Source organism: Massilia eburnea (genome assembly GCF_009720745.1).
GTDB classification, from domain to species: Bacteria; Pseudomonadota; Gammaproteobacteria; order Burkholderiales; family Burkholderiaceae_D; genus Rugamonas; species Rugamonas eburnea.
In genome coordinates, this window is the sequence record NZ_WNKX01000016.1 from 10,912 (window position 1) to 32,419 (window position 21,508).

Here is a 21,508-nt window from a genome sequence, read left to right on the forward strand (position 1 = left end):
ATGGAACAGGTCCTGGCAAACCTCCTGGTGTGGCTGACGGCAATCTGGTGGCCATTCGTGCGCTGCATGGCGATGCTGAGCGCGGCACCGGTGATCGGCGAAATGATGGTGCCGGTGACGGTGCGCCTGCTGGTCTCGCTGGTGCTGGCCATCATCATGCTGCCGGTGACGCAGGGGCAGATCGTGGCGGGCATCGATCCGATTTCGGTGCAGGGCATCGCGGTCACGCTGGAACAGGCGGTGATCGGCGGCGTGATCGGGCTGGCCTTCCATTTTTCGATGTCGGTGATTGCGGTATTGGGCTACCTGGTCTCGAGCCAGGTCGGGTTTTCGATGGCGGTGATGAACGATCCCTTGAACGGAACCTCGTCCGACGTGGTATCGGCATTGCTGTCGATGCTGGCGATCGTGGTGTTCTTTTCGATGGACGGCCACCTGCTGCTGGCAGGCGTGGTCGGGCAAAGCTTCAAGGCCTGGCCGCTGGGCGGCGGATATACCGCCTTGCTGCTGCAGACCGTGGCGTGGAATGTTGCGTGGATTTTCTCGGCAGCGATGCTGCTGGCGATTCCGGTCGTGTTTTCCGCCTTGGTGGTGCAGCTGGGCTTTGGTTTCCTGAACCGCGTGGCGCCGACGCTGAACCTGTTCGCGCTGGGCTTTTCGGTGATCACCATCTTTGGCTTGTTGATGCTGGGCCAGGTGGTGCGCTTCATTCCACAGCATTACATCCGCATGACGGGGCGGGTGCTTGACATGATCCAGCAACAGATGGTGCCACATGGCTGACGACAGCGGCGGCGACAAGTCAGAGAAGGCTTCAGCGCAGAAGCTGAAGAAATCCCGCCAGGAAGGGCAGGTGGTGCGTTCGCGCGACCTGGCGACGGCGATCGGCATCCTGGTTTCGCTCAAGCTGTTCGTCTACATGCTGCCTTCCTATCTGCTGGAGTTTCGCGAAATCTTCCATCAGGCATTTGCGCCGCTGGAGGGCGAGGGTGCGCTCGATAATGTCATGAGCACGGTGTGGTTAAGTTCCGCGGCCCTGCTGGTGAAGATGGTGCTGCCGCTGTTCGTGGTGCCGCTGTTTATCGTCCTGGGCGCGATGGTGCCGGGCGGCTGGGTGATGAGCGCCAAGAACCTTGAACCCAAATTTGAACGCTTCAACCCGGTCAGCAACCTGGGACGGCTGTTCACCAAGAAGCACGGCTTTGAAATCGCGGTTTCGATCGGCAAGGCGGCGATCCTGGGCTGGGTGCTGGTCCATGTAGGCACCAGCACCATTGGCGAGTATACGCGCTTGCAGGGGCTGGGCCTGACCGATGCCATGGTGTCGGGGGCGAACCTGATGCTGAATGGCGTGATGGCCATGGTGGCCGTGTTCATCATCTTCGCCATCATCGATGTGCCGGCGCAGGCTTACTTCTTCGCCGAGCAGCAGAAGATGTCGAAGCAGGAACTGAAGGAAGAATACAAGACGCAGGAAGGCCGGCCCGAAGTGCGCCAGCGCATCCGCCAGCTGCAGCGTGCGCTGGCCGAACGCTCGGCGCGCAAGATTGTGCCGGGCGCCGACGTGGTGATCGTCAATCCGCAACACTATGCGGTGGCGCTCAAGTACGACGAGAAGCGCGCGGAGGCGCCCTACGTGCTGGCCAAGGGCGTCGATGAAATGGCGCTGTATATCAGGCGGCTGGCGCAGGAGCATGGGGTGGAAGTGCTGTCCCTGCCGCCGCTGGCGCGCGCAATCTATAACACCAGCCAGGTCAACCAGCAGATTCCCGTGCAGTTGTACCAGGCTGTTTCCATGGTCCTGCATTATGTGCTGCAGCTGAAGGCGTTCCGCGAAGGCCGCCGTCCATCGCAGCCCAATCCGCTGGAAGCGGCGCAGGTTCCGGTACCAACATCCATGAGTGAGGCAGCAACAACATGAATTTCCTGAAGAGCTTGTTCTCAGAAGCAGGCCGCCACAAACTCGCTACGCCGGTTTTCCTGCTCGGAATACTGGCGATGATCATCCTGCCGCTGCCGCCGATCCTGCTGGACGTCCTGTTCACGTTCAATATCGTGCTCGCGCTGATCGTGATCCTGACCAGCGTGAACGCGCGGCGTCCGCTGGACTTCTCGGTATTTCCGACGGTGATCCTGGCCACCACGCTGGCGCGCTTGACGCTGAACGTGGCCTCGACCCGTGTCGTGCTGCTGCACGGCCACCAGGGCACGGATGCCGCCGGTAAGGTGATCGAGGCGTTCGGCCAGGTGGTCATTGGCGGCAATTATGTGGTTGGTATGGTGGTGTTCGTGATCCTGATGATCATTAACTTCGCCGTTGTGACCAAGGGTGCAGAGCGTATCTCCGAAGTGTCGGCACGCTTCACCCTGGATGCCTTGCCGGGCAAACAGATGGCGATCGACGCGGATTTGAACGCGGGCTTGATCAACCAGGAGAAAGCGACACAGCGCCGCAAGGAAGTGGCGACCGAAGCGGACTTCTATGGCGCGATGGATGGTGCGGCGAAGTTCGTGCGGGGGGATGCGATCGCTTCGATCCTGATCCTGATCATCAATATCGTCGGCGGCGTCGCGATCGGTACTTTGATGCAGGACATGAGCTTCGGCGATGCGTTCAAGCAGTATGCGCTGCTGACCATTGGTGACGGCCTGGTAGCGCAGATTCCAGCGCTGCTGCTGTCCGCTGCAGCTGCGATCATCGTGACCCGTGTGTCCGAATCGGAAGGAGCGGATTTCGAATCCCAGGTGGGCAGCCAGTTGCTCGCGTCGCCGAACGTCCTATTCAGCGCTTCGGCGGTGATGGTGATTATCGGCCTGGTGCCGGGCATGCCGAAACTGAGCTTCCTGACGTTTGCGGCGGTGCTTGGCTATGTCGGTTGGCGGCTCTACCAGCGGCAGGGCGTGCCGGTGACCGACAACCTTGCGGCTGTCGAAGCGGCGCTGCGCGAAGAGAAGGTGCCCGAACTTGAATGGCAGTCGCTGCCCGTGGTGCAGCCCCTGCAGGTTTCGCTGGGCTACAAGCTGGTGGGCATGATCGACAAGGCGCACGGCGAGGTGCTGACCAAGCGCTTGCGCGGTGTGCGGCAAAGCCTGTCGGAGGCGATGGGTATGGTGCTGCCGCAGATTAATGTGCGCGATGACCTGGGGTTGAAGCCGACCCAATATGCTGTGGTGCTGGGCGGTTCGACGATCGCGCTGGCGGAAGTGTTTGCGGACAAGCTGATGGCGATTCCGTCGCCGAACGTGTATGGGCAGATCGATGGCATACCGGGCGTGGAGCCGGCGTACGGCATGCCGGTGACCTGGATCGAGCCGAAGGACAAGGCGCATGCGCTGGGCCTGGGCTATCAGGTGGTGGAGGCGCCGAGTGCGATTGCTACCCATGTGTCGAAGCTGATCCGCGAATACCTGCCGGAGCTGTTCCGGCATGAGGATGTGGCGGCGTTGATGGAGCGTTTGACTGCGCTGTCGCCCAAGCTGGCTGGCTCGCTGGATAAGGCGTTGACGCATACGCAGCTGCTGCGGGTGTTCCGCGTGCTGCTGCAGGAGTCGGTGTCCTTGAAGGATATTGTGCCGATTGCGACGACGTTGCTCGATTCGTCGGAAACGACCAAGGATCCGATCCTGCTGGCGGCGGAGGTGCGCTGTGCGTTGCGGCGGCAGATCGTGTCGGGTTTGTTCGGGCAGAAGACGGAGATGCTGGCGTTTAACCTGGGCGGAGAGCTGGAGAATATGCTGCTTGGGTCGCTGAACCAGGCGCGCCAGACGGGCAAGGTGGTGCTCGATAATTATCCGATCGATCCGCATTTGCTGGCGCAGCTGCAGGTGAATATGCCGGTGGCAAGGGAGCAGATGAAGCAGCAGGCCACGCCGCCGTTGTTGCTGGTGCTGCCGCAAATCAGGCCGTTACTGGCGCGCTATGCACGGCTGTTTGCGCCGGGATTGCATGTGCTGTCGTATAACGAGGTGCCGGAAAATCGCGAAGTGTCGATTATTGGTACGGTTGGCTAAACCCCCAACGGTCTCGCGGCCGAGGATTTCGGTTGTGCGATGTTGATCTGCGTCGAAAGTCAAAAGCCTGGAACTAACCCCGCGGCTGTGAGACCGTACTGGGTCTGACCCTTGGGTCTGACCCAGGTTTGCCGGGTTTGCTGTTAAAATCTCCCACCGGCGGTAAAAACAGCAATGTGCAAGCCCGCGAGCGCCTATCACGCAATACCGATAGGGTCAGCAGACCTGGTGCAACTCCAGGGCCGACGTTTCCTATGTTTTCCCCCGTCATATCCCCTGAATCCCGCATCCACGCCGCGCTGGACGCCATGCGGGCCGGCATCCCCGTCATCCTGCTCGACGACTTCGACCGCGAAAACGAGGCCGATCTGATCGTCGCCACCGACCGCCTGACCGTGGAAACCATGGCCTTGATGGTCCGCGAATGCAGCGGCATCGCCTGCCTGTGCCTGACCGCCGATAAAGTCCGTGCGCTCGAATTGCCGCCCATGACCGCCGAAAACGGCAGCAAATACGGCACCCCGTTCACGGTCTCGATCGAAGCCCGGCACGGCGTGACCACCGGTGTTCCCGCCGCAGACCGTGTGACCACATCCGCGCCGCCACGGCGCCGAACGCGCGTCCCGAAGATGTGCTTCGTCCCGGCCACGTCTTCCCGTTGCGCGCCACGCCGGGCGCTGTCCTGATGCGCGCCGGGCACACCGAGTGCTCGGTCGATCTCGCGCACCTGGCCGGTTTGTCCCCGCCGGCGGTCCTGTGCGAATTGATGAACCCGGACGGCACCATGATGCGCGGCGATGCCATCGAGCAGTTTGCGCAGCTGCACGGAATGCCGATCCTGACCATCGCGGAACTGATTGCCTGGCGACAAGCAATGCCACACTGAATCGTGTGCCGCTTGACATAGGTTTTCCATTCCGCAAATCTCTTAAATTCGGATGGAGGATGCGATATGACAAGCACGGATGTGGCGATAGACTTTTCGAAGCTGACACCTGTTGAATTGATGTTCGGGGACGATTTCGAAGAAACCCAGCAACTGACTGCCCTCTTTGAAGAGGCGGAGTTGTACCTGAATTCATTCGCTTGGTGTGCCGGCGTGAAAAATGTTTATTTTGGCCTGGGCATGTCCGACTTCATCGGCATCTTCCTGTTCGAGGTGGTGCCGTCTGCGAACGAGCGCGGACGATACCATTGGGTCATTGCCGGCGACGTTCCGCCGGCCCATTTTGCCGTCGAAAATTGCCCCGATCCTTCCTATGCCTTGAAGGGATATATCGAGGAGACCAGAGGGAAGGTCAATGCGGCGCAGGAGCGCGAGCTCCTTAAATTGGCGCGCTTTGCTAGTTGATTGACGCGGTTTGCCAGTGACTTGGCGCCGGGGGCGGGATAGTCTCTCGTTGTGATTATTCAGCCCCTGGAGCCAGCAATGAACAATATTGAAATTGATAAGAGCAAGCCAGTCATGGTGACCGGCGCCACCGGCTACGTGGCCGGCTGGGTCGTGAAGAGGTTGCTGGAAGAGGGCGTGACGGTCCACGCCGCGGTGCGTGACCCGGACGACAAGCAGAAAGTCCGCCACCTTGACGAACTGGCGGCAAATTTGCCGGGTACGCTGCGCTACTTCAAAGCGGACTTGCTGGACCAGGGATCGTACGCAGCGGCCATGGCCGGCTGCGGCATCGTGTTCCACACCGCTTCCCCATTTACGCTGAACATCCGCGATGCGCAGAAGGAGCTGGTCGATCCAGCCCTGCAGGGGACCCGTAACGTCCTCCAGACTGCCAAGCGCACCGCATCGGTCAGGCGCGTCGTGCTGACCAGCAGCTGCGCGGCAATTTATGGCGACAATGCGGACATCGAGTCGGCGCCCGCCGGCGTATTCACTGAAGACGTTTGGAACAGCAGTTCTTCGCTGGATCATGCGCCGTATTCCTATTCCAAGGCCGTGGCGGAACGCGAAGCGTGGGAAATCGCGCGCAGCCAGTCCGGCTGGGACCTGGTTGTGGTCAATCCAAGCCTGGTGATTGGACCGGGCGTAAATCCGAACGGTACCTCCGAGAGCTTCAACATCATTCGCCAGATGGGCGATGGCACGATGAAGGCTGGCGTGCCCGATCTCGGCCTGGGTGCGGTGGACGTGCGCGACCTGGCTGAAGCTCACCTGCGCGCCGCTTTCCTGCCCAAGGCAGCGGGGCGCAACATCATCTCGGGACATAACACCTCGCTGCTGGGGATCGCCAAAGCCCTGCTGCCGAAATTTGACGCCTATCCGGTGCCGCGCCGGAACTTGCCCAAGTGGCTGGTCTGGCTGGTTGCGCCAATCGTGGACAAGGCCACCACGCGCAAGTTCGTGAGCCGTAATGTGGGCTATGCCTGGCGCGCCGACAACAGCAAGAGCGTGCGGGAACTCGGCATGGTATATCGTCCCCTGGAAACCTCGATCCGCGACATGTTCCAGCAAATGATCGACAATGGACTGATTCCCAAGGAGCGTTGATGAAGTACCCGACCCATTTCACCGTGCATCCTGGCTGGAGGCTGGTTCTCGCCGACATGGGCATCGATCCGGCGCATGTGCTGCGCCTGGCCGAGCTGCCCGCCGACCTGTTTGCGCGCCAGGACGCCACGATCTCGCCGCCGCAGTATTTCAAATTGTGGCGGGCGGTGGAGCAGGTGTCGGGGGATGGGGATGCCTTGCCTTTGCCGATCAGGATAGGCCAGGCGATTTCGGTGGAGGCTTTCGATCCGCCGATCTTCGCCTGCTTGTGCAGCCCCAACCTGAATGTGGCTTTCCGGCGTTTGTCGGCATTCAAGAAGCTGATCGGGCCACTGGCGCTGCTGGTCGATATTGAAGAAGAGCGGACGTCGGTTGTGCTGGAGTGCCATGCCGACGGGCCGATGCCGCACACCATGGCGGTGGCCGAGGCGGTGTTCATGACGCAGCTGGTACGGCTGGCTACGCGCCATCGGGTGGTTCCCGTTGCCGTTACGCTGCCGCAGTTGCCGGAAAATCTTGAACGCTATGCCGAGTTCTTTGGCGTGCTGCCCCTGGCCGGGAATGCGATCAGCGTTTCGTTTGCGCGCGAAGATGGTGTGCGTCCGTTCCTGACGGCGAACGAATCGATGTGGAATTTCTTCGAGGCGGGCTTGAGCAAGCGCCTGGCCAGCCTTGATGCAACAGCGACGATGAGCGACCGGGTCAAGGCAGTCTTGCTGGAGGGACTGCCTTCCGGCCAGTATGCGGTGGAGGATGTGGCCAAGAGCCTCGCCATGAGCAAGCGCACTTTGCAGCGCCAGCTTGGCGAGGAATCGGCGACGTTCAAGGATATCCTGAACGCGACACGGCAGCAGCTTGCCGTCCATTACCTGCATAAGCCGCATATCGCGCAAGGGGAGATCGCATTCCTGCTCGGCTTCCAGGACGTCAACTCTTTCATCCGTGCCTTCAAGGAGTGGCAGGGCGTGACGCCTGGCGCCTACCGCCACGAGCTCAAGGTGGCGGTACCGGCTTGAACGCGGGCGCGCCGGCGGGGCTATGCAGCCAGTTCATCGTGACGGTCGCCGCCATCATGCCGAGCAACTGCGCGGCGACGTAGCCCGAAACATCCTCGAACCGGATGCCGGCGACCGTGCTGGTCGCCGCGCGCGCGAGGGTGAGGGCGGGATTGGCGAATGAGGACGACGCCGTGAACCAGTAGGCCGACACGATATAGGCCGCGACGGCAAAGGGTGTGATCGCCGGCCGGCTGCGCGTACAGCCGCTGATGACGGCGATGAGACCGAATGTGGCAATGAATTCACTCCACCATTGCGCCGCGCCAGTCCGCGCCTGGGCGGCGGCGGAGAATGCCGGTTCGCCAAACATCGTGTGCGCCGCCGCGACACCGGCGAAGGCGCCCAGCACCTGGGCTGCCACGTAGGGCGGGGTTTCGCGCCAGTCCATGCGGCCTTGCCAGGCTTCCGACAAGCTGAGGGCAGGATTGAAGTGGGCGCCGGAAATGGCGCCGAACGTCAGGATCAGCGCCAGCAGGCCTAGCCCGCTTGCGATGGAGTTCGCGAGCAGGGCGAGGGCAGCGTTGCCGCCGGCTAGCCGGTCGGCCATGCTGGCGGAACCCACCACCATGGCCAGCAGCAGCCCTGTACCCAGGGCCTCCGCTGCGGCACGGCGCGGGAGCGTCATGCCATGGCGCGCACCGCGTCCACCGCGTCGAGGATGGCCTCGCCAGTGGCCGGGGCGCGCAGCGGCGGGTTGAAGCGGTAATCGCCTACCGACGCCACGGCGTCGCGGATGGCCAGGAAGACCGAGAACGGCAGCAGCAGCGGCGGTTCGCCGACGGCTTTCGAGCGGTGGATACTGTCGAAGGGGTTGCGGTTCTTGAACAGGCGCACATTGAAGTCTTGCGGGCAGTCCGACACGCCGGGTATCTTGTAGGTCGATGGCGCATGTGTCATCAGCTTGCCCTGCGCGTTCCACCACAATTCTTCCGTGGTCAGCCAGCCCATACCCTGGATGAATGCGCCTTCCACCTGGCCGACGTCGATGGCCGGGTTCAGCGAATTGCCGGCGTCGTACAGGCAGTCGGCTTTCAGCAGCTTCCATTCGCCAGTGAGGGTGTCGACGATCACTTCCGACACCGACGCGCCGTAAGCGTAGTAGCCGAACGGGTTGCCGCTCATGGTCTCGCGGTCCCAGCTCAGGCCTGGCGTGGCGTAGAAGCCGTCGGACCAGAGCTGGACCCGCGCCAGGTAGGCTTTCTGCATCAGGTCGGCGAATGGCATGACTGTTTCGCCTGCAAATACGGTGCCGTTGGCCAGGATGACTTCTTCAGCGGCGACCCCGAAGGATTTTGCTGCGAATTCCACCAGGCGCTTGCGCAAGGTATGCGCGGCGTCCTGCGCGGCCTTGCCGTTCAAGTCGGCGCCGGTCGATGCGGCGGTGGCGGAGGTGTTGGCGACCTTGCTGGTGTCGGTGGCGGAGGCGCGCACGCTGGACAGCGGAATGCCAAGTTCGTGGGCGACCACCTGGCATACCTTGGTGTTGATGCCCTGGCCCATTTCCGTGCCGCCGTGGTTCACCAGTACCGAACCATCGACGTAGATGTGCACCAGGGCGCCGGCCTGGTTGAAGTGCGTGACGTTGAAAGCGATGCCGAATTTCACGGGCGTCAGCGCCAGGCCTTTCTTCAGCACCGGGCTGCTGGCGTTGAAGGTGCGGATGGCTTCGCGGCGGGCGCGGTAGTCCGTCTCGCTTTCCAGTTGCGCCACCAGCTCGTGGATGACGTTGTCCTTCACCTTCTGGCCGTACTGCGTGATGTTGCGGCCTTCTTCATCGTTGCGGCCGTAGAAATTCAGCTTGCGCACGTCCAGCGCATCCTTGCCCAGGTTGCGGGCGATTTCATCGACGATGTATTCGATGGCGATGGCGCCCTGCGGTCCGCCGAAGCCGCGGAAGGCGGTGTTGGACTGGGTGTTGGTCTTGCCGGCCATGGCGCGGATGTCGACATCCGACAGGTAGTAGGTATTGTCGAAGTGGCAGATGGCGCGGGTCGCGACAGGGGCGGAGAGGTCGGCCGAAAAGCCTGCGCGCGTCACCATCTGCACTTTGGCAGCCGTGATCAGGCCCTGCTCGTCGTAGCCGATCTCGTATTCGTAGTAGAAGCAGTGGCGCTTGCCGGTGACCATCATGTCGTCGTCGCGGTCTGCGCGCAGCTTGACGGGGCGCTTCAGGTGCGCGGCGCTGACGGCGGCACAGGCGGCCCACAGCGCGGACTGCGATTCCTTGCCGCCGAAGCCGCCGCCCATGCGGCGGCATTCCACCACCACGGCGTGCGAAGGGTAGTGCAGGGCGTGGGAGACCACGTGCTGCATCTCGGTCGGGTGCTGGGTAGAGCAGTAGACGTGCATGCCGTTGCCTTCCTTGGGAACGGCATATGAGATCTGTCCTTCCAGGTAGAACTGTTCCTGGCCGCCGACGTGCAGCTTGCCCTTCAGGACGTTCGGCGAGCGCTCAAACGCTGCCTGGGCATCGCCGCGCGTCAGCCGCATTGGCGGCACGACGTAGGATTCGGCCTCGCGCGCTGCCTGTGGCGTCAGGATGGCAGGCAGTTCTTCGTACTGGATGTCGGCCTTGCGGGCAGCGCGGCGGGCGTTGTCGTGCGTGTCCGCCACCACGATGAAGACTGGCTGGCCGACGTATTCCACCTTCTCCTCCGCCAGGATGGGGTCGTCGTGGATGATCGGGCCGCAGTCGTTGGTGCCGGGGATGTCCTTGCAGGTGTAGACGGCCACGACACCCGGCATGGCCCTCACCGGCTCCAGGTTGAGCGAGAGGATGCGGGCATGCGCCTTTGGCGACAGGCCGAGCGCGGCATGCAGGGTGCCTTGCGCCTCCGGGATGTCGTCGGTGTACACGGCTTCACCCAGCACGTGCAGGATGGCCGATTCATGCGGGTGGCTTTGGCCGACTTCGGACCAGCCCTTGGCGGCGCCGAGTGTCATGAACTGTTCGGACTTGCTGTTCATGCAGCGGCTCCTTCCTTGAATGTGTAAGCGTTGACGTAATTGTTCGAGACGGCGCCTTCCGGCCGGGTCTCCATCCAGAAGCGGCGCAGCAGGTTTTGCGCGGTACGCATGCGGTAGTTGGCGCTGGCGCGCATGTCGGTCAGTGGCGTGTAGTCGCGCGCCAGGGCTTCCATGCCGGCGCACAGGGTGGTTTCGTTCCATGGCTGGCCGTTGATGGCCGACTCCGCCTGCGGAGCGCGGCGCGAGGTTGCGGCCATGCCGCCGTAGGCAATGTGGGCGTTGCGCACGACGCCGTTTTCCAGCTCGAGCGCGAAGGCGGCGCAGACGGCGGAGATGTCCTGGTCGTAGCGTTTGGCCAGTTTGTAGGTACGGAATTGCTGGCCGGCCTTCGGCGCCGGAATGCGCACGGCTTCCACGAATTCGCCCGGCTGCCAGTCCTTCTTCATGTAATCGAGGTAGAAATCCTGCAGCGGCAGGACGCGCTGGCCTTTGTCCGAGCGCAGCACGATTTCCGCCCCCAGCACGATCATCCACGGAGCGGAGTCGCCGATCGGCGAGCCGTTGGCGACGCTGCCGCCCAGGGTGCCGGTGCTGCGGATCGGCTGCGAGGCGAAGCGCTGCCACAGCTCGTGCAGTGAATCGTTTGGATGGAGTTCCAGCACGGCCTGGTACGCATCGTCCAGCGATACGGCGGCGCCAATTTCCAGTTTGCCGCCGACGGTGGCGATGCGGTGCAGCTCCTGCACCTGGCGCGTGTAGATCACGTCGCCCAGGTTGCGCATCTGTTTGGTGACCCACAGGCCGACGTCGGTGGATCCGGCCAGGATGGTGGCGCCCGGCTTGGCGGCGCGCAGTTCGGCCATCTCGGCCAGGGTGCGCGGCGCGTGGAAGGTCTGGCCGTCGTGGGTATAGCTGAACATGGTGTCTCGTTGCAGGTCCTGCAGGATAGCCTTCAGCGCTTCACGGTCGAAGCTGACGGCCGGCAGCTCGCCCATGCGGACGGCTGCATCGATAATCGGGCGGTAACCCGTGCAGCGGCACAGGTTACCGGACAAAGTCTCGTCGATCGTCTTGCGGCAGGGCGGTTCGGTCTTGCCTTCCTGTTTCAGGTACAGGCTCCAGAGCGACATGGCAAAGCCCGGGGTACAGAAGCCGCACTGGGAGCCATGACATTCCACCAGGGCTTCCTGCACGGGGTGCAGGCTGCCGTCCTGCTGCTTCAGGTCTTCCACCGTGAAGACTGCCTTGCCGTCGAGGGTAGGCAGGAACTGGATGCACGAGTTCACGTTGCGCAGTTCCAGTTCACCGTCCACGAGAGAGCCGATGACCACGGTGCAAGCGCCGCAGTCACCTTCGGCGCAACCCTCCTTGGTACCGGTGCAGTGCAAGTCTTCCCGCAGGTGCTGCAGCACCGTACGGGTCGGGGCGGCGGAATCGACTTCCTGCACACGCCCCTGGTAGAAGAAACGAATCGGTTGAGACATCTTTACTACTCCTTACTTATCCTGCGATGTAGATTGTTTTAAACAGGAACACGCCAGCGACACACCAGATCATGGCGCTGACTTCTTTGTATTTGCCGGTCAAGAGTTTCAGCGCGGCGTAGCTGATGAAGCCCAGTGCCAGGCCGTTGGCGATCGAGTAGGTGAATGGCATGACCAGCGCAGTGACGACGGCTGGAACGCTTTCGGTGGTTTCGGCCCAGTTGATCTCGGTCAGTTCACGCAGCATCAGGCAAGCGACGAAGAACAGTGCCGGTGCGGTGGCATAAGCTGGAACCACGCCAGCCAAGGGAGCGATGAACAGGGCTGCCAGGAACAGCAGGGCCACGGTAACGGCAGTCAGGCCAGTGCGGCCGCCGGCTTGCACACCGGCTGCACTTTCGATGAAGGCGGTGGTGCTCGAAGTACCCATCACGGAACCGACGATGATCGCGCCGGAGTCGGCCAGCAGCGCCTTGTTCATGTTCTTAGGCAGTTTGCCGTCCTTCATCAGGCCGGCGCGCTGGGCGACGCCCATCAGGGTGCCGGTCGCATCGAACAGTTCAACCAGGAAGAAGACCAGCACCACGTTGAACAGGCCGTGCGAGACCGCGCCCATGATGTCCAGTTTCAGCACGGTTGGTTCGATCGAAGGCGGGACGGAGACGATGCCGTGGAAGGCATTACCGGCAAAGAAGAAGCTCAGTACCGTCACAGCCATGATGCCGATCAGCAGGGCGCCGGTGACGCGCAGGCGGTCCAGTGCCACGATGATGAAGAAGCCGACGATGGCCAGCACCGGCGCCGGCTTATGCAGGTCGCCCATGGTGATGAAGGTGGCAGGGCTGGATACCACGATGCCTGCGTTCTTCAGGGAGATCAGCGCCAGGAACAAACCTACGCCGGCCGGAATGGCAATGCGCAGCGAAGATGGAATGGCATTCATGATCTTTTCGCGAATCTTCAGCAGGCTGACGATCATGAAGCAGCAACCCGAAATGAAGACCGCGCCCAGCGCCGCCTGCCATGGGAAGCCCATGCCGGCCACCACACCGTAAGCGAAGTAGGCGTTCAGGCCCATGCCAGGCGCCAAGCCGATAGGGAAGTTGGCATACAGGCCCATGATCAAGGTGCCGACTGCCGCCGCCACGCAGGTGGCCACAAAGACCGAGTCCTTGGGCATGCCGGCGTCGCCGAGGATGGATGGGTTGACGAAGATGATGTAAGCCATCGTCAGGAAGGTGGTAATACCGGCCAGCACCTCGGTGCGGACGGTGGTCTCGTGCGCACTGAGCTTGAAATAGTTTTCCAGGAATTGCATTTTGGGTTGTCTCCGTTTAGTTTTTAGCGCCCGAAATTCCGCCTCTCCGGGCGGACAAATATGGCGACCTTACGCTGCTTGTTTTAACAATATCGTTGAAGCTCTCCTTTTCGGCTTATATGCCAGGGCATATGGGCTATCGTGTTTTACGTATAGTTGCGCAGGAAACTCAGGAGGATGCGGGCCGAAAGGTCGGCGTCGTCGTCCGTCATGGTTTCCAGTGGGTTGTGGCTGATGCCGCCGTTGCCGCAGCGGGTGAACAGCATGGCGACGTCAGTGACGCGCGCCATCAGCATGGCGTCGTGGCCGGCGCCGGAAGCCAGGTGGAAGGCAGGGATGCCATGTCGCTCCACGGCGGCTGCCAACTGCTCCATCAGGCGCGGTGCGCAAGGAGCGCAGTCGGCGGCGACGGTCTGTTCGATGTTGGCGGTGATGTGGCGTTTTTCGCACACTTCCTGGATGTGGGCGAGGATGTCGTCCACGGCGGCATCGCGCGCGGCGTTGTTGGCGGCGCGGATATCGAGCGAGAGGGTGCAGGCGCCCGGAATCACATTGGTGGAGCCGTTCGGGACTTGCAGCTGGCCGACGGTACCCACCAGAGCAGACTCCTGCTCCTGAGCGCAACGCTGCTCGACGTACAGGATGATTTCTGCGGCGGCTGCCGCGGCGTCCTTGCGCATTGGCATGGGCGTGGTGCCGGCGTGGCTGGCAACGCCTTTCAGTTCCACCAGATAGCGCTTGCTGCCGGCGATGGAAGTGACTACGCCGACCGGCAGGCCGCGCTCCAGCAACACCGGGCCTTGCTCGATATGCACTTCCACGAAGCCGAGCAGGTCGGCCGGGTCCCGCGCAATGGCGGCGATGGCGTTGACGTCATGATCAGCGTCGGTCAATACGTCGCGCAGTTGCTGGCCGTCGCGGTCGCGCAAGTCGAGAAGCTTGGGATCGAACTGGCCGATCACTGCGCTGCTGCCGAGGAAGGTGCTCTTGAAGCGCACGCCTTCCTCTTCCGTAAAACCGATCACCTCCAGGTGGAAGGGCAGGGTTTCGCCGGTTTCATGCAGGTGCTTGACCACGGCGATGGCGGTCAGGATGCCTTGGCGTCCGTCATACTTGCCACCGTTGCGCACCGTGTCGTAGTGCGATCCGGTGAGCAGGGTGCGCGCGCCGGGATCGGTGGAGAGGTAGCGGCCCACCACATTGCCCACCGCATCGATGTGGGCGTGCATGCCGGCCTCACGCATCCATTTTGCCAACTGGTTGGCGGTTTTGCGGTGCGTAGGCGTCATGTAGGTACAGGTCAGGCCTTGTTCGTCCTCGCTCATGGCGCCGATCTGTTCGGCCCAGTCCATGATGTCGCGGCCCATGTGCGGCACGTAGGAGAGCAGGGCATTCAGGCGCATTTCGGCGATGCGGTGGATCTGGCGCAGCGCCTCGCGCTGCTCGTCGTCGGCCTGGTTGCGCAGGCGGCGGCGGAAAGCGGCGATGATGGCCTGGCGCGACAGGCCTTTGCCGTCGCCGCCTTTCACCGCCAGGATGAAGGGGAAGCCGAACTTGGCGTTATAGCTGGCGTTCAGTTCCTGCAGGGCCGCGAATTCTTCCTTGGTGCACAGGTTCAGGCCTGCCTTGGCCTGCTCGCCGGTGGATTCGGGCGTCAGTTCGCCCGCAACGGCGGCTTTACCGGCCAGCTCAGGGTGGGCGCGGATCAGGCCCAGTTGTTCGTCATTCGTTGCCTGCGTGACGACCTGCTGCAAGCTGAGCTTCAATTCGTCGATGGTGCGGAACGGGCGCTGCGCGGCGGCGCGCTGCGGAATCCACGGGGAATGCTCGTACAGGCCGTGCAGGATCTCGGTAAAAGTGTCTGCGTCGCAGGTGTTCAGTCGCTTCAGGCTCGTCATCGTGCTTCGGGCCGCTGCTGGCAGCGGCCCGCTCCATGTAAGGTGTTCTGGGGAATGGCAAACTGATAATAGAGGCCCAGCAGGCGGGAGATATAACGCTGGGCCGATATCGGCTATCTGGTGCGACTCAGGTATCGCAAGTCCGCGGCGGTGATCAATCGGGTCAGACCCTTGGGTCTGACCCTGGCTTACCGGGTTTGATTTAAAGTGGCGAAATGACTTGCAGCAACATTCGAGCGCGGTCCATTTGAACCCCTGCCGCGCAAATTCCTTGTAGGAAAAACGAAACCCGGTAAACCTGGGTCAGACCCAAGGGTCTGACCCCGCCCTTTCCAACCCCGCGAAAGCTTTTTTACTTCACCAGCAGGCGGGCCGCGGCGCTGACCTGGGCGCGCAGCCATTTATGTTCGGTGGCGTGGTGCGCACGCTCATGCCACAGCTGGTAGAAGCTCAATGGCGGGAATTCCAGGGGAACTTTGTAGGATTTCAGGCCCAGCAGGTTTTCGTAGAAATTGGCGAACTGTTTGCCACTCGTCAAAACTAAATCTGTCTGCTGCACGATGTAGGGCAGCATGCGGAAGTGTGCCGATTCCACCACAATATTGCGTTCCATATCCCGCTCTTCCAGGAAGGAGTCGATGTTGCCGTGGTAACCGGGCAGGATCTGGGCCGGCGCCACATGGGGCAGGGTGAGGTATTCCTCGGGCGTCATGGCGTCTTTCGGCGTGCGGCGTGCGTAAGCGCTGTTGGCGCGCATCAGGCAGACGATGGGGTCGTCGAACAGTTTGGAGATGTGCAGGTGCTGGGGCGGTTCGTCCCAGTTGCCGACGACCAGGTCCAGGTCTCCATCCGACAGCAGGCGCACGTAGTCGACGTCCGGCCCCAGGGAATGAATCACCAGGCGGCTGCGCGGCGATTCGCGGCGCAGGCGGGCGATTACCTCGGTGAAGAACTGCGTATTCATATAGTCCGGCGCGGCGATGTGAAAGGTGCGCGCCTCATCCTGCGGCACAAACGCAGTTTTTGGGCTGAACAGGCTTTCGGTTTCGTCCAGGATGCGCTTGGCGGTCTTGAGCAGGCTCTCACCGTGTTGCGTGGGCACCATACCGCGGCCGCCGCGCACCAGCAGCGGGTCGCCCGTCAGGTCGCGCAATTTGCGCAGGGAGCCGGAAATCGAGGGCTGCGGCTGGTTCAGTTTCAAGGCCACCCGGGATACGTTTTTCTCTACCAGCAGCAGGTAAAGAATACGGATCAGGTGGATGTCTAAGTGTTCTGGCAATCTGGACATCATGGTCTCCGAATATTAGTTATTTAGATTTATCGATGTGAGATTCTCACCTTCCGGGTCTCCGAACTATATTCCCAGTTATATGCAAGTTATAGCCCAAATGGAAGGTCTCCCGCGTCCGCAACCGATATCTTTCCAACACCAGGTCGTAGCGGCGGCGGTATAACGACCGATTGGTTCATCTGAAGTGCCCGCCAGAGGCAGATGAACGGATTTATTGGAAAAGAAAATCATGGAGACATTCTTCGGACCCTATGGGGTCGAGTGGCTTAACCTGCTGGTGCGCTGGCTGCACCTGATCACCGGTATTGCCTGGATCGGCGCCTCGTTTTACTTCGTCTGGCTGGATAACTCGATCCGCCCGCCCAAGCCGGGCAGCCCACTCGCCAAGAAGGGCGTGATGGGTGAATTGTGGGCCGTGCACGGCGGTGGCTTCTACAACCCGCAAAAATACCTGGTCGCTCCGGACGAACTGCCGGAAGACCTGCACTGGTTCAAATGGGAAGCCTATGCCACCTGGCTGAGCGGCTTTGCCATGCTGTTCATCGTCTACTACTTCAACGCCTCGGCGATGATGATTGACAAGAACGTGGCCGACCTGACTTCGCTGCAAGCGATTGGCGTGGGCTTGGGCACGCTGGCCGGCGGCTGGCTGGTGTACGACACCCTGTGCAAGACCAAGCTGGCCGAAAAGCCCGCAGTCCTTGGTGGCGTGATGTTCTTGCTGATCGTGGGGGCGGCCTATGTGCTGACGCACTTGCTGAGCGGCCGCGCGGCCTACATCCACGTTGGCGCCATGATCGGCACCATGATGGTGGGTAACGTGCTGTTCGTGATCATTCCCGGCCAGCGCAAGCTGGTGGATGCGATGGCCAAGGGCGAGTCGCCAGACCCGGTCTACGGCAAACGCGCCAAGGTGCGTTCGGTGCACAACAACTACTTCACGCTGCCTGTGCTGCTAATCATGATCAGCAACCACTACGCGATGACTTACGGCCATGCCTACAGCTGGCTGGTACTGGCCGCCATCATGGCTGCCGGTGTGCTGATCCGCCACTTCTTCAACCTGCGCCATGCGGGCAAGGTGTCGCCGGCATTCCCGATCGCCGGCGTGGCCCTGCTGGCCGGCGTGGCCGTTGCAATCGCTCCTGCACCGCGCAAGGCAGTTGCAGCGCCAGTGGCCGCAGCGGTCACTGTGGACGCCGATGGTCACGCTACCGGCGCTACGCCGGCCCTGACGGCGCCTGCCGGACAAGCGAATCTGGCCAACGTGCAGCAAGTGGTCTCGGCCCGCTGTGTAGCGTGCCACTCCGCCAATCCAACCCAGGCCGGCTTCGCTTCCGCCCCAGGCGGCGTGATGCTCGACACCGAAGACCAGGTGAAACAGCACGCCGCCAAGATCTACCAGCGCGCCGTGCAGAACAAGGATATGCCGCTGGCGAACATGACCCATATGACCGACGCTGAACGCCAGCTGATCGGCACCTGGTTCGAAACCAGCGCGAACTGAAAGGACAAGCAATGAGCAACGTAACGATCGACGGGTTTAACCTGACCGCGGAAGAAGTGCTGGCAGTAGCGCGCGATGGCGCCAAAGTCGAACTGTCCGCCACCTCGCGCGCTGCGCTGAAGGAAAGCCGCGACTACATCGAATCCACTTGGATGCACGATGAAGCGCCGATGATGTACAGCTTTAACACCGGCGTGGGCCTGCTGAAGGACACCCGCATCAAGGTCGAGCACATTGAACTGTTCCAGACGCAGCTGATCAAGGCCCACAGCGGCGGCATCGGCGAGCCGTTCTCGGAAGAGGTCAGCCGCGCCACCATGCTGCTGCGCGCCAATGCCTTCGCCAGCAATTACTCCGCGCCGCGCGTGGAAGTGGTGGACCGCCTGCTGGCCTTCATCAATGCCGGCATCCACCCGATCATGCCGCAGAAGGGCTCCGTGGGCGCCTCCGGCGACCTGGCGCCGCTGGCCTATCTGGCCGCCGCCATCGCCGGTTTCGACGAGGCGGAAGTGATGTACAAGGGCGTGCGCATGCCGGCGGCCGAGGCGATCACCAAGGCCGAAGTCGGGCCGGTGAAGTTCGACCTCAAGGCCAAGGATGCATCGGCCCTCATCAACGGCTGCACCGCCTCGTTGGCTGTCGCGGTGCTGGCCGCCAAGGATGCACGCGATTTGCTGACTGACGCCTGCCTGTCGCTGGGCCTGACGCTGGAAGCGATGCGCGCCGAGATGTCGGCCTTCGATCCTCGCATCCAGCAGGCGCGCCCGCACCCGGGCCAGATCAAGACCGCGTCCGTGGTGCGCAAGCTGCTGAAAGGTTCGACCCGTGCCACGCACGAGGCGCGCGCCGTGCAATTTCCTGACGAATTGCGCCGAACCGACATTCCCTACACACCGCGTATCCAGGACGTGTACTCGCTGCGCTGCACGCCGCAAGTCTATGGTCCCGTGTTCGATGCGCTGGACTACATTGATACGATCGTGAAGAACGAGATCAACTCGGCCACCGACAACCCGCTGATTTTCGGCAAAGATGGCGGCGGTTTCGAGATCATCTCCGGCGGCAACTTCCACGGCCAGTACCTGGCGCAGGCAATGGACTTGCTGGCGATGGCGATCACGGACCTCGGCAGCATTTGCGAACGCCGCGTGGCGCGCCTGATCGACCCGACCCTGTCGTGGGGCCTGCCGCGCAACCTGATGTCCGGCCTGCGTGGCGTGAACACTGGCTACCCTGTGGTGCAATGCTCGCTCAGCTCCCTGGTGATGGAAAATCGCACGCTGTCCATGCCGGGTAGCGTCGATTCGATCCCGTCCAAGGCTAATAGTGAAGACCACATCTCCAACTCCACCTGGTGTGCACGCAAGGCGCATACCGTGGTGCAGAACACCCAGTACATCGTGGGTGTGGAGATGCTGCTGGCGGCGCAAGCGCTGACCATGACCGAGCACCTGCTGCCTGGCTTTAGGCTGGGCGAGGGAACCAAGGCCGCTTACGACGAGATCCGCAAGCAGATTCCAGCCTGCCTGGATGGCGACCGCTGGTTCCACAACGACATCCAGGTCGCGCACAGCTTCGTTACCAGCCGTTCGGTGCAGGAAGCCGTAGCCGGGAAGATCGGCGAATTCGTCTGATTGTTTGTAGCACCAATGACAACGGCCCGCGAGGGCCGTTTTTTTGTACGCGGCGAAAACAAAGGGGTAGATCTGAATGACAAAGCTCAAGTTGTTGTTAAAGATGTTGGCAAGCTTCCTGGCGCTGTTCTTCCTGTTCATCGCTTTCGTGTTTTTTATAAATCGCGATGACAAGGAACCATCCGAATCGGTCTTCAAGTTGCAGCAAATTGCGTCCATCAACCCGCCGGTTGCAGACCGTGACAATGCTTTCGTCTACGTAATGGGTTTCTCGGCATCGAGCAATGCGAATGTGATGCCGGAAGGACTCGATCGCGTCGAGGCGCTACGCAAGCAAATGGAACCGCCAGAGCCGTCAGCTTTCGAAATGCCAGGTGAAAAGCTGGTGCAGGACAACGCCCAGTTGATCGAGCGCTATGAACGCCTGCTGGAATTCAAGAAATGGCGTGAAATAGGGCCGAGTGCCGTGTTTGCGTCGAATCCGGGTTTCAACCAGGTTCTTAATGCGCAACGCCTGACGTATAACAAGTTGCTGTCGCCGGAAAGCAAACCCGATGCAGCGGATTGCAGGCGCTTCCTGGAAAAGGATTATCGCTTCTGGCGAATGGTGCTGGCCGAGAGTTCCAGCGCCACCGCCAAAATGACCGCGGCGCGCAGCATCGAGCAGCATTTCGAGTTGGGCAATCTGGTGGTGCGCGGCTATCCGCCGGCTTTGACAATGTCCGCGATCCCGGATGGCTGGCGAGAGCCTGTCTCGGATCGCGAACGTTCGCTGGCGAAGGTCATGGCGAACGAATGGAGTTCTTCCGAAACCTACGCGGACCGGGCGAAGCTGTTTGGAAGCTTTCTGTACCAGCCGCAGGCAACGACCAATGCCAGCGCCGAGCGCATGCTTCGCGTAGCCGAGCTGTTTGACCGCGACTACGCCGAGATTCCGCAAGCGGCGCATACATTCCTGGCATCCTACGGGGTCGAGAAAAAGGCAGCCGCCGACATTGGCGTCTATAACCCTGTTGGCAGAATCCTGCTCAATATGGATGGCATGGATGCATACATCGCGTACGGATACAGAGTCGTCAACCTGGAGGGAATGCGAAGGCTAGCGCTGCTGGCGTCCCAGTTGCGAAGCGCCGGTGTCAAAGGCAAGGTCTTGGCTGAAGAAGTGCGGGCAAGTGAGTTGCGCGACCCGTACGACGGCAACGAGTTCGCGTTTGACCAAGCGCAGAACGCCCTCCTGTTCCATCGGACATTCGAGGGGCAGCCTGATTTCAAGATCGCCTACTGAGGCCAGAAGGCGCCAGTGGCCGACTTGCATTTGATCATGTAATATTGCCAATATGCGATAAAGGTTGCGGCTAATGTTTGGACTGTTTAAATCCCGGAGCTATTCTGACGTTCACCTTGGAGAATTCTCTCTGAAAAACAGCTATTGGAGAGGCCGTATTGTGCTCGACCCAAACGGAGAAATTCCACTGGCGCTAGCTGGGACCAGAGACGCTCCCGATGCAAACGCGCTAGCCGAAGCTTACAGGCTGCCTGCATCCTTTCCAGGGTGGGCTCCAAGTATTGCACAGGCACTCTTTGAACATTTCGAGCCATATGGGGAGGCAATTGCGGCGGGAGAATATCCTGAGGCACCAGATAATGTGCGGGATATCAAAACGCCACGCGATGCGCTGTCGAACTCAAAACTTCAATTCATTACAGTTGGTCGAATAAGTGGCTCGATGGTGACCGAGCTAGGTTACGTCACTGAATGGGATGAGGAACATACACTTGGGATACGTTTTCACGACGGGAAATTTGCTGAGCTTTGCGGCAGCACGCTGCGCGTCTAGTA

The 21,508-nt window shown here is 61.5% G+C and carries 16 protein-coding genes and 1 pseudogene; 11 read left to right on the top strand and 6 right to left on the bottom strand.

Features of this window, described 5'->3' with window-relative positions:
* From GM658_RS19175 to GM658_RS19205, 7 genes and pseudogenes are all read left to right on the top strand, one after another.
* Complete coding sequence (locus tag GM658_RS19175; protein ID WP_155455669.1) at positions 1–783, top strand: flagellar biosynthetic protein FliR; 783 nt, start codon at positions 1–3, stop codon at positions 781–783.
* Positions 776–1,921 carry a flagellar type III secretion system protein FlhB gene (flhB, locus tag GM658_RS19180; protein WP_155455671.1) on the top strand — a complete coding sequence of 382 codons (1,146 nt, stop codon included), beginning with the start codon at positions 776–778 and terminating at the stop codon, positions 1,919–1,921. The genes GM658_RS19175 and flhB overlap by 8 nt, the downstream gene beginning before the upstream one ends.
* Entirely contained in the window at positions 1,918–4,011 is a 2,094-nt protein-coding gene (locus GM658_RS19185; RefSeq protein WP_155455673.1) for a flagellar biosynthesis protein FlhA, read from the top strand. Before flhB ends, GM658_RS19185 begins: the two co-directional genes overlap by 4 nt.
* A 254-nt stretch (positions 4,012–4,265) precedes the next feature.
* A pseudogene (gene ribB, locus GM658_RS19190) lies at positions 4,266–4,897 on the top strand (3,4-dihydroxy-2-butanone-4-phosphate synthase).
* A gap of 66 nt (positions 4,898–4,963) precedes the next feature.
* Positions 4,964–5,362, top strand: a complete 399-nt coding sequence (locus GM658_RS19195; protein ID WP_155455675.1) for a hypothetical protein — start codon at positions 4,964–4,966, stop codon at positions 5,360–5,362.
* 78 nt (positions 5,363–5,440) lie between these two features.
* Entirely contained in the window at positions 5,441–6,511 is a 1,071-nt protein-coding gene (locus GM658_RS19200) for an NAD-dependent epimerase/dehydratase family protein (protein ID WP_155455677.1), read from the top strand.
* Complete coding sequence (locus tag GM658_RS19205; RefSeq protein WP_155455679.1) at positions 6,511–7,527, top strand: AraC family transcriptional regulator; 1,017 nt, start codon at positions 6,511–6,513, stop codon at positions 7,525–7,527. Before GM658_RS19200 ends, GM658_RS19205 begins: the two co-directional genes overlap by 1 nt.
* Here GM658_RS19205 and GM658_RS19210 read toward each other — a convergent pair.
* From GM658_RS19210 to GM658_RS19235, 6 genes are all read right to left on the bottom strand, one after another.
* On the bottom strand, positions 7,505–8,194 hold the full coding sequence (locus tag GM658_RS19210; RefSeq protein ID WP_155455680.1) for an MIP/aquaporin family protein: 690 nt from the start codon (positions 8,192–8,194) through the stop codon (positions 7,505–7,507). The genes GM658_RS19205 and GM658_RS19210 overlap by 23 nt on opposite strands.
* Complete coding sequence (gene xdhB, locus GM658_RS19215; RefSeq protein ID WP_155455682.1) at positions 8,191–10,536, bottom strand: xanthine dehydrogenase molybdopterin binding subunit; 2,346 nt, start codon at positions 10,534–10,536, stop codon at positions 8,191–8,193. Before xdhB ends, GM658_RS19210 begins: the two co-directional genes overlap by 4 nt.
* Positions 10,533–12,020 carry a xanthine dehydrogenase small subunit gene (gene xdhA, locus GM658_RS19220; RefSeq protein WP_155455684.1) on the bottom strand — a complete coding sequence of 496 codons (1,488 nt, stop codon included), beginning with the start codon at positions 12,018–12,020 and terminating at the stop codon, positions 10,533–10,535. The genes xdhB and xdhA overlap by 4 nt, the downstream gene beginning before the upstream one ends.
* A 16-nt stretch (positions 12,021–12,036) precedes the next feature.
* Positions 12,037–13,338: an NCS2 family permease gene (locus GM658_RS19225; RefSeq protein WP_155455685.1), complete on the bottom strand. Its 1,302-nt coding sequence runs from the start codon at positions 13,336–13,338 to the stop codon at positions 12,037–12,039.
* Between the two features lie 146 nt (positions 13,339–13,484).
* Positions 13,485–15,236, bottom strand: a complete 1,752-nt coding sequence (locus GM658_RS19230) for an allantoate amidohydrolase (protein ID WP_155455686.1) — start codon at positions 15,234–15,236, stop codon at positions 13,485–13,487.
* A 352-nt stretch (positions 15,237–15,588) separates the two neighbouring features.
* Positions 15,589–16,524, bottom strand: coding sequence for a LysR family transcriptional regulator (locus tag GM658_RS19235; protein ID WP_155455778.1), 936 nt, complete (start codon positions 16,522–16,524; stop codon positions 15,589–15,591).
* A 232-nt stretch (positions 16,525–16,756) separates the two neighbouring features.
* Here GM658_RS19235 and GM658_RS19240 point away from each other — a divergent pair, with 232 nt between their 5' ends.
* The 4 genes from GM658_RS19240 (at position 16,757) to GM658_RS19255 (ending at position 21,506) form a co-directional block, all read left to right on the top strand.
* Positions 16,757–18,034: a urate hydroxylase PuuD gene (locus tag GM658_RS19240; protein ID WP_155455687.1), complete on the top strand. Its 1,278-nt coding sequence runs from the start codon at positions 16,757–16,759 to the stop codon at positions 18,032–18,034.
* Positions 18,035–18,045: 11 nt separating this feature from the next.
* Positions 18,046–19,668 carry an HAL/PAL/TAL family ammonia-lyase gene (locus GM658_RS19245; protein ID WP_155455688.1) on the top strand — a complete coding sequence of 541 codons (1,623 nt, stop codon included), beginning with the start codon at positions 18,046–18,048 and terminating at the stop codon, positions 19,666–19,668.
* Between the two features lie 76 nt (positions 19,669–19,744).
* Positions 19,745–20,953, top strand: a complete 1,209-nt coding sequence (locus GM658_RS19250; protein WP_155455689.1) for a hypothetical protein — start codon at positions 19,745–19,747, stop codon at positions 20,951–20,953.
* A gap of 73 nt (positions 20,954–21,026) precedes the next feature.
* Positions 21,027–21,506, top strand: a complete 480-nt coding sequence (locus tag GM658_RS19255; protein WP_155455690.1) for a DUF6985 domain-containing protein — start codon at positions 21,027–21,029, stop codon at positions 21,504–21,506.
* Positions 21,507–21,508: the final 2 nt, after the last annotated feature.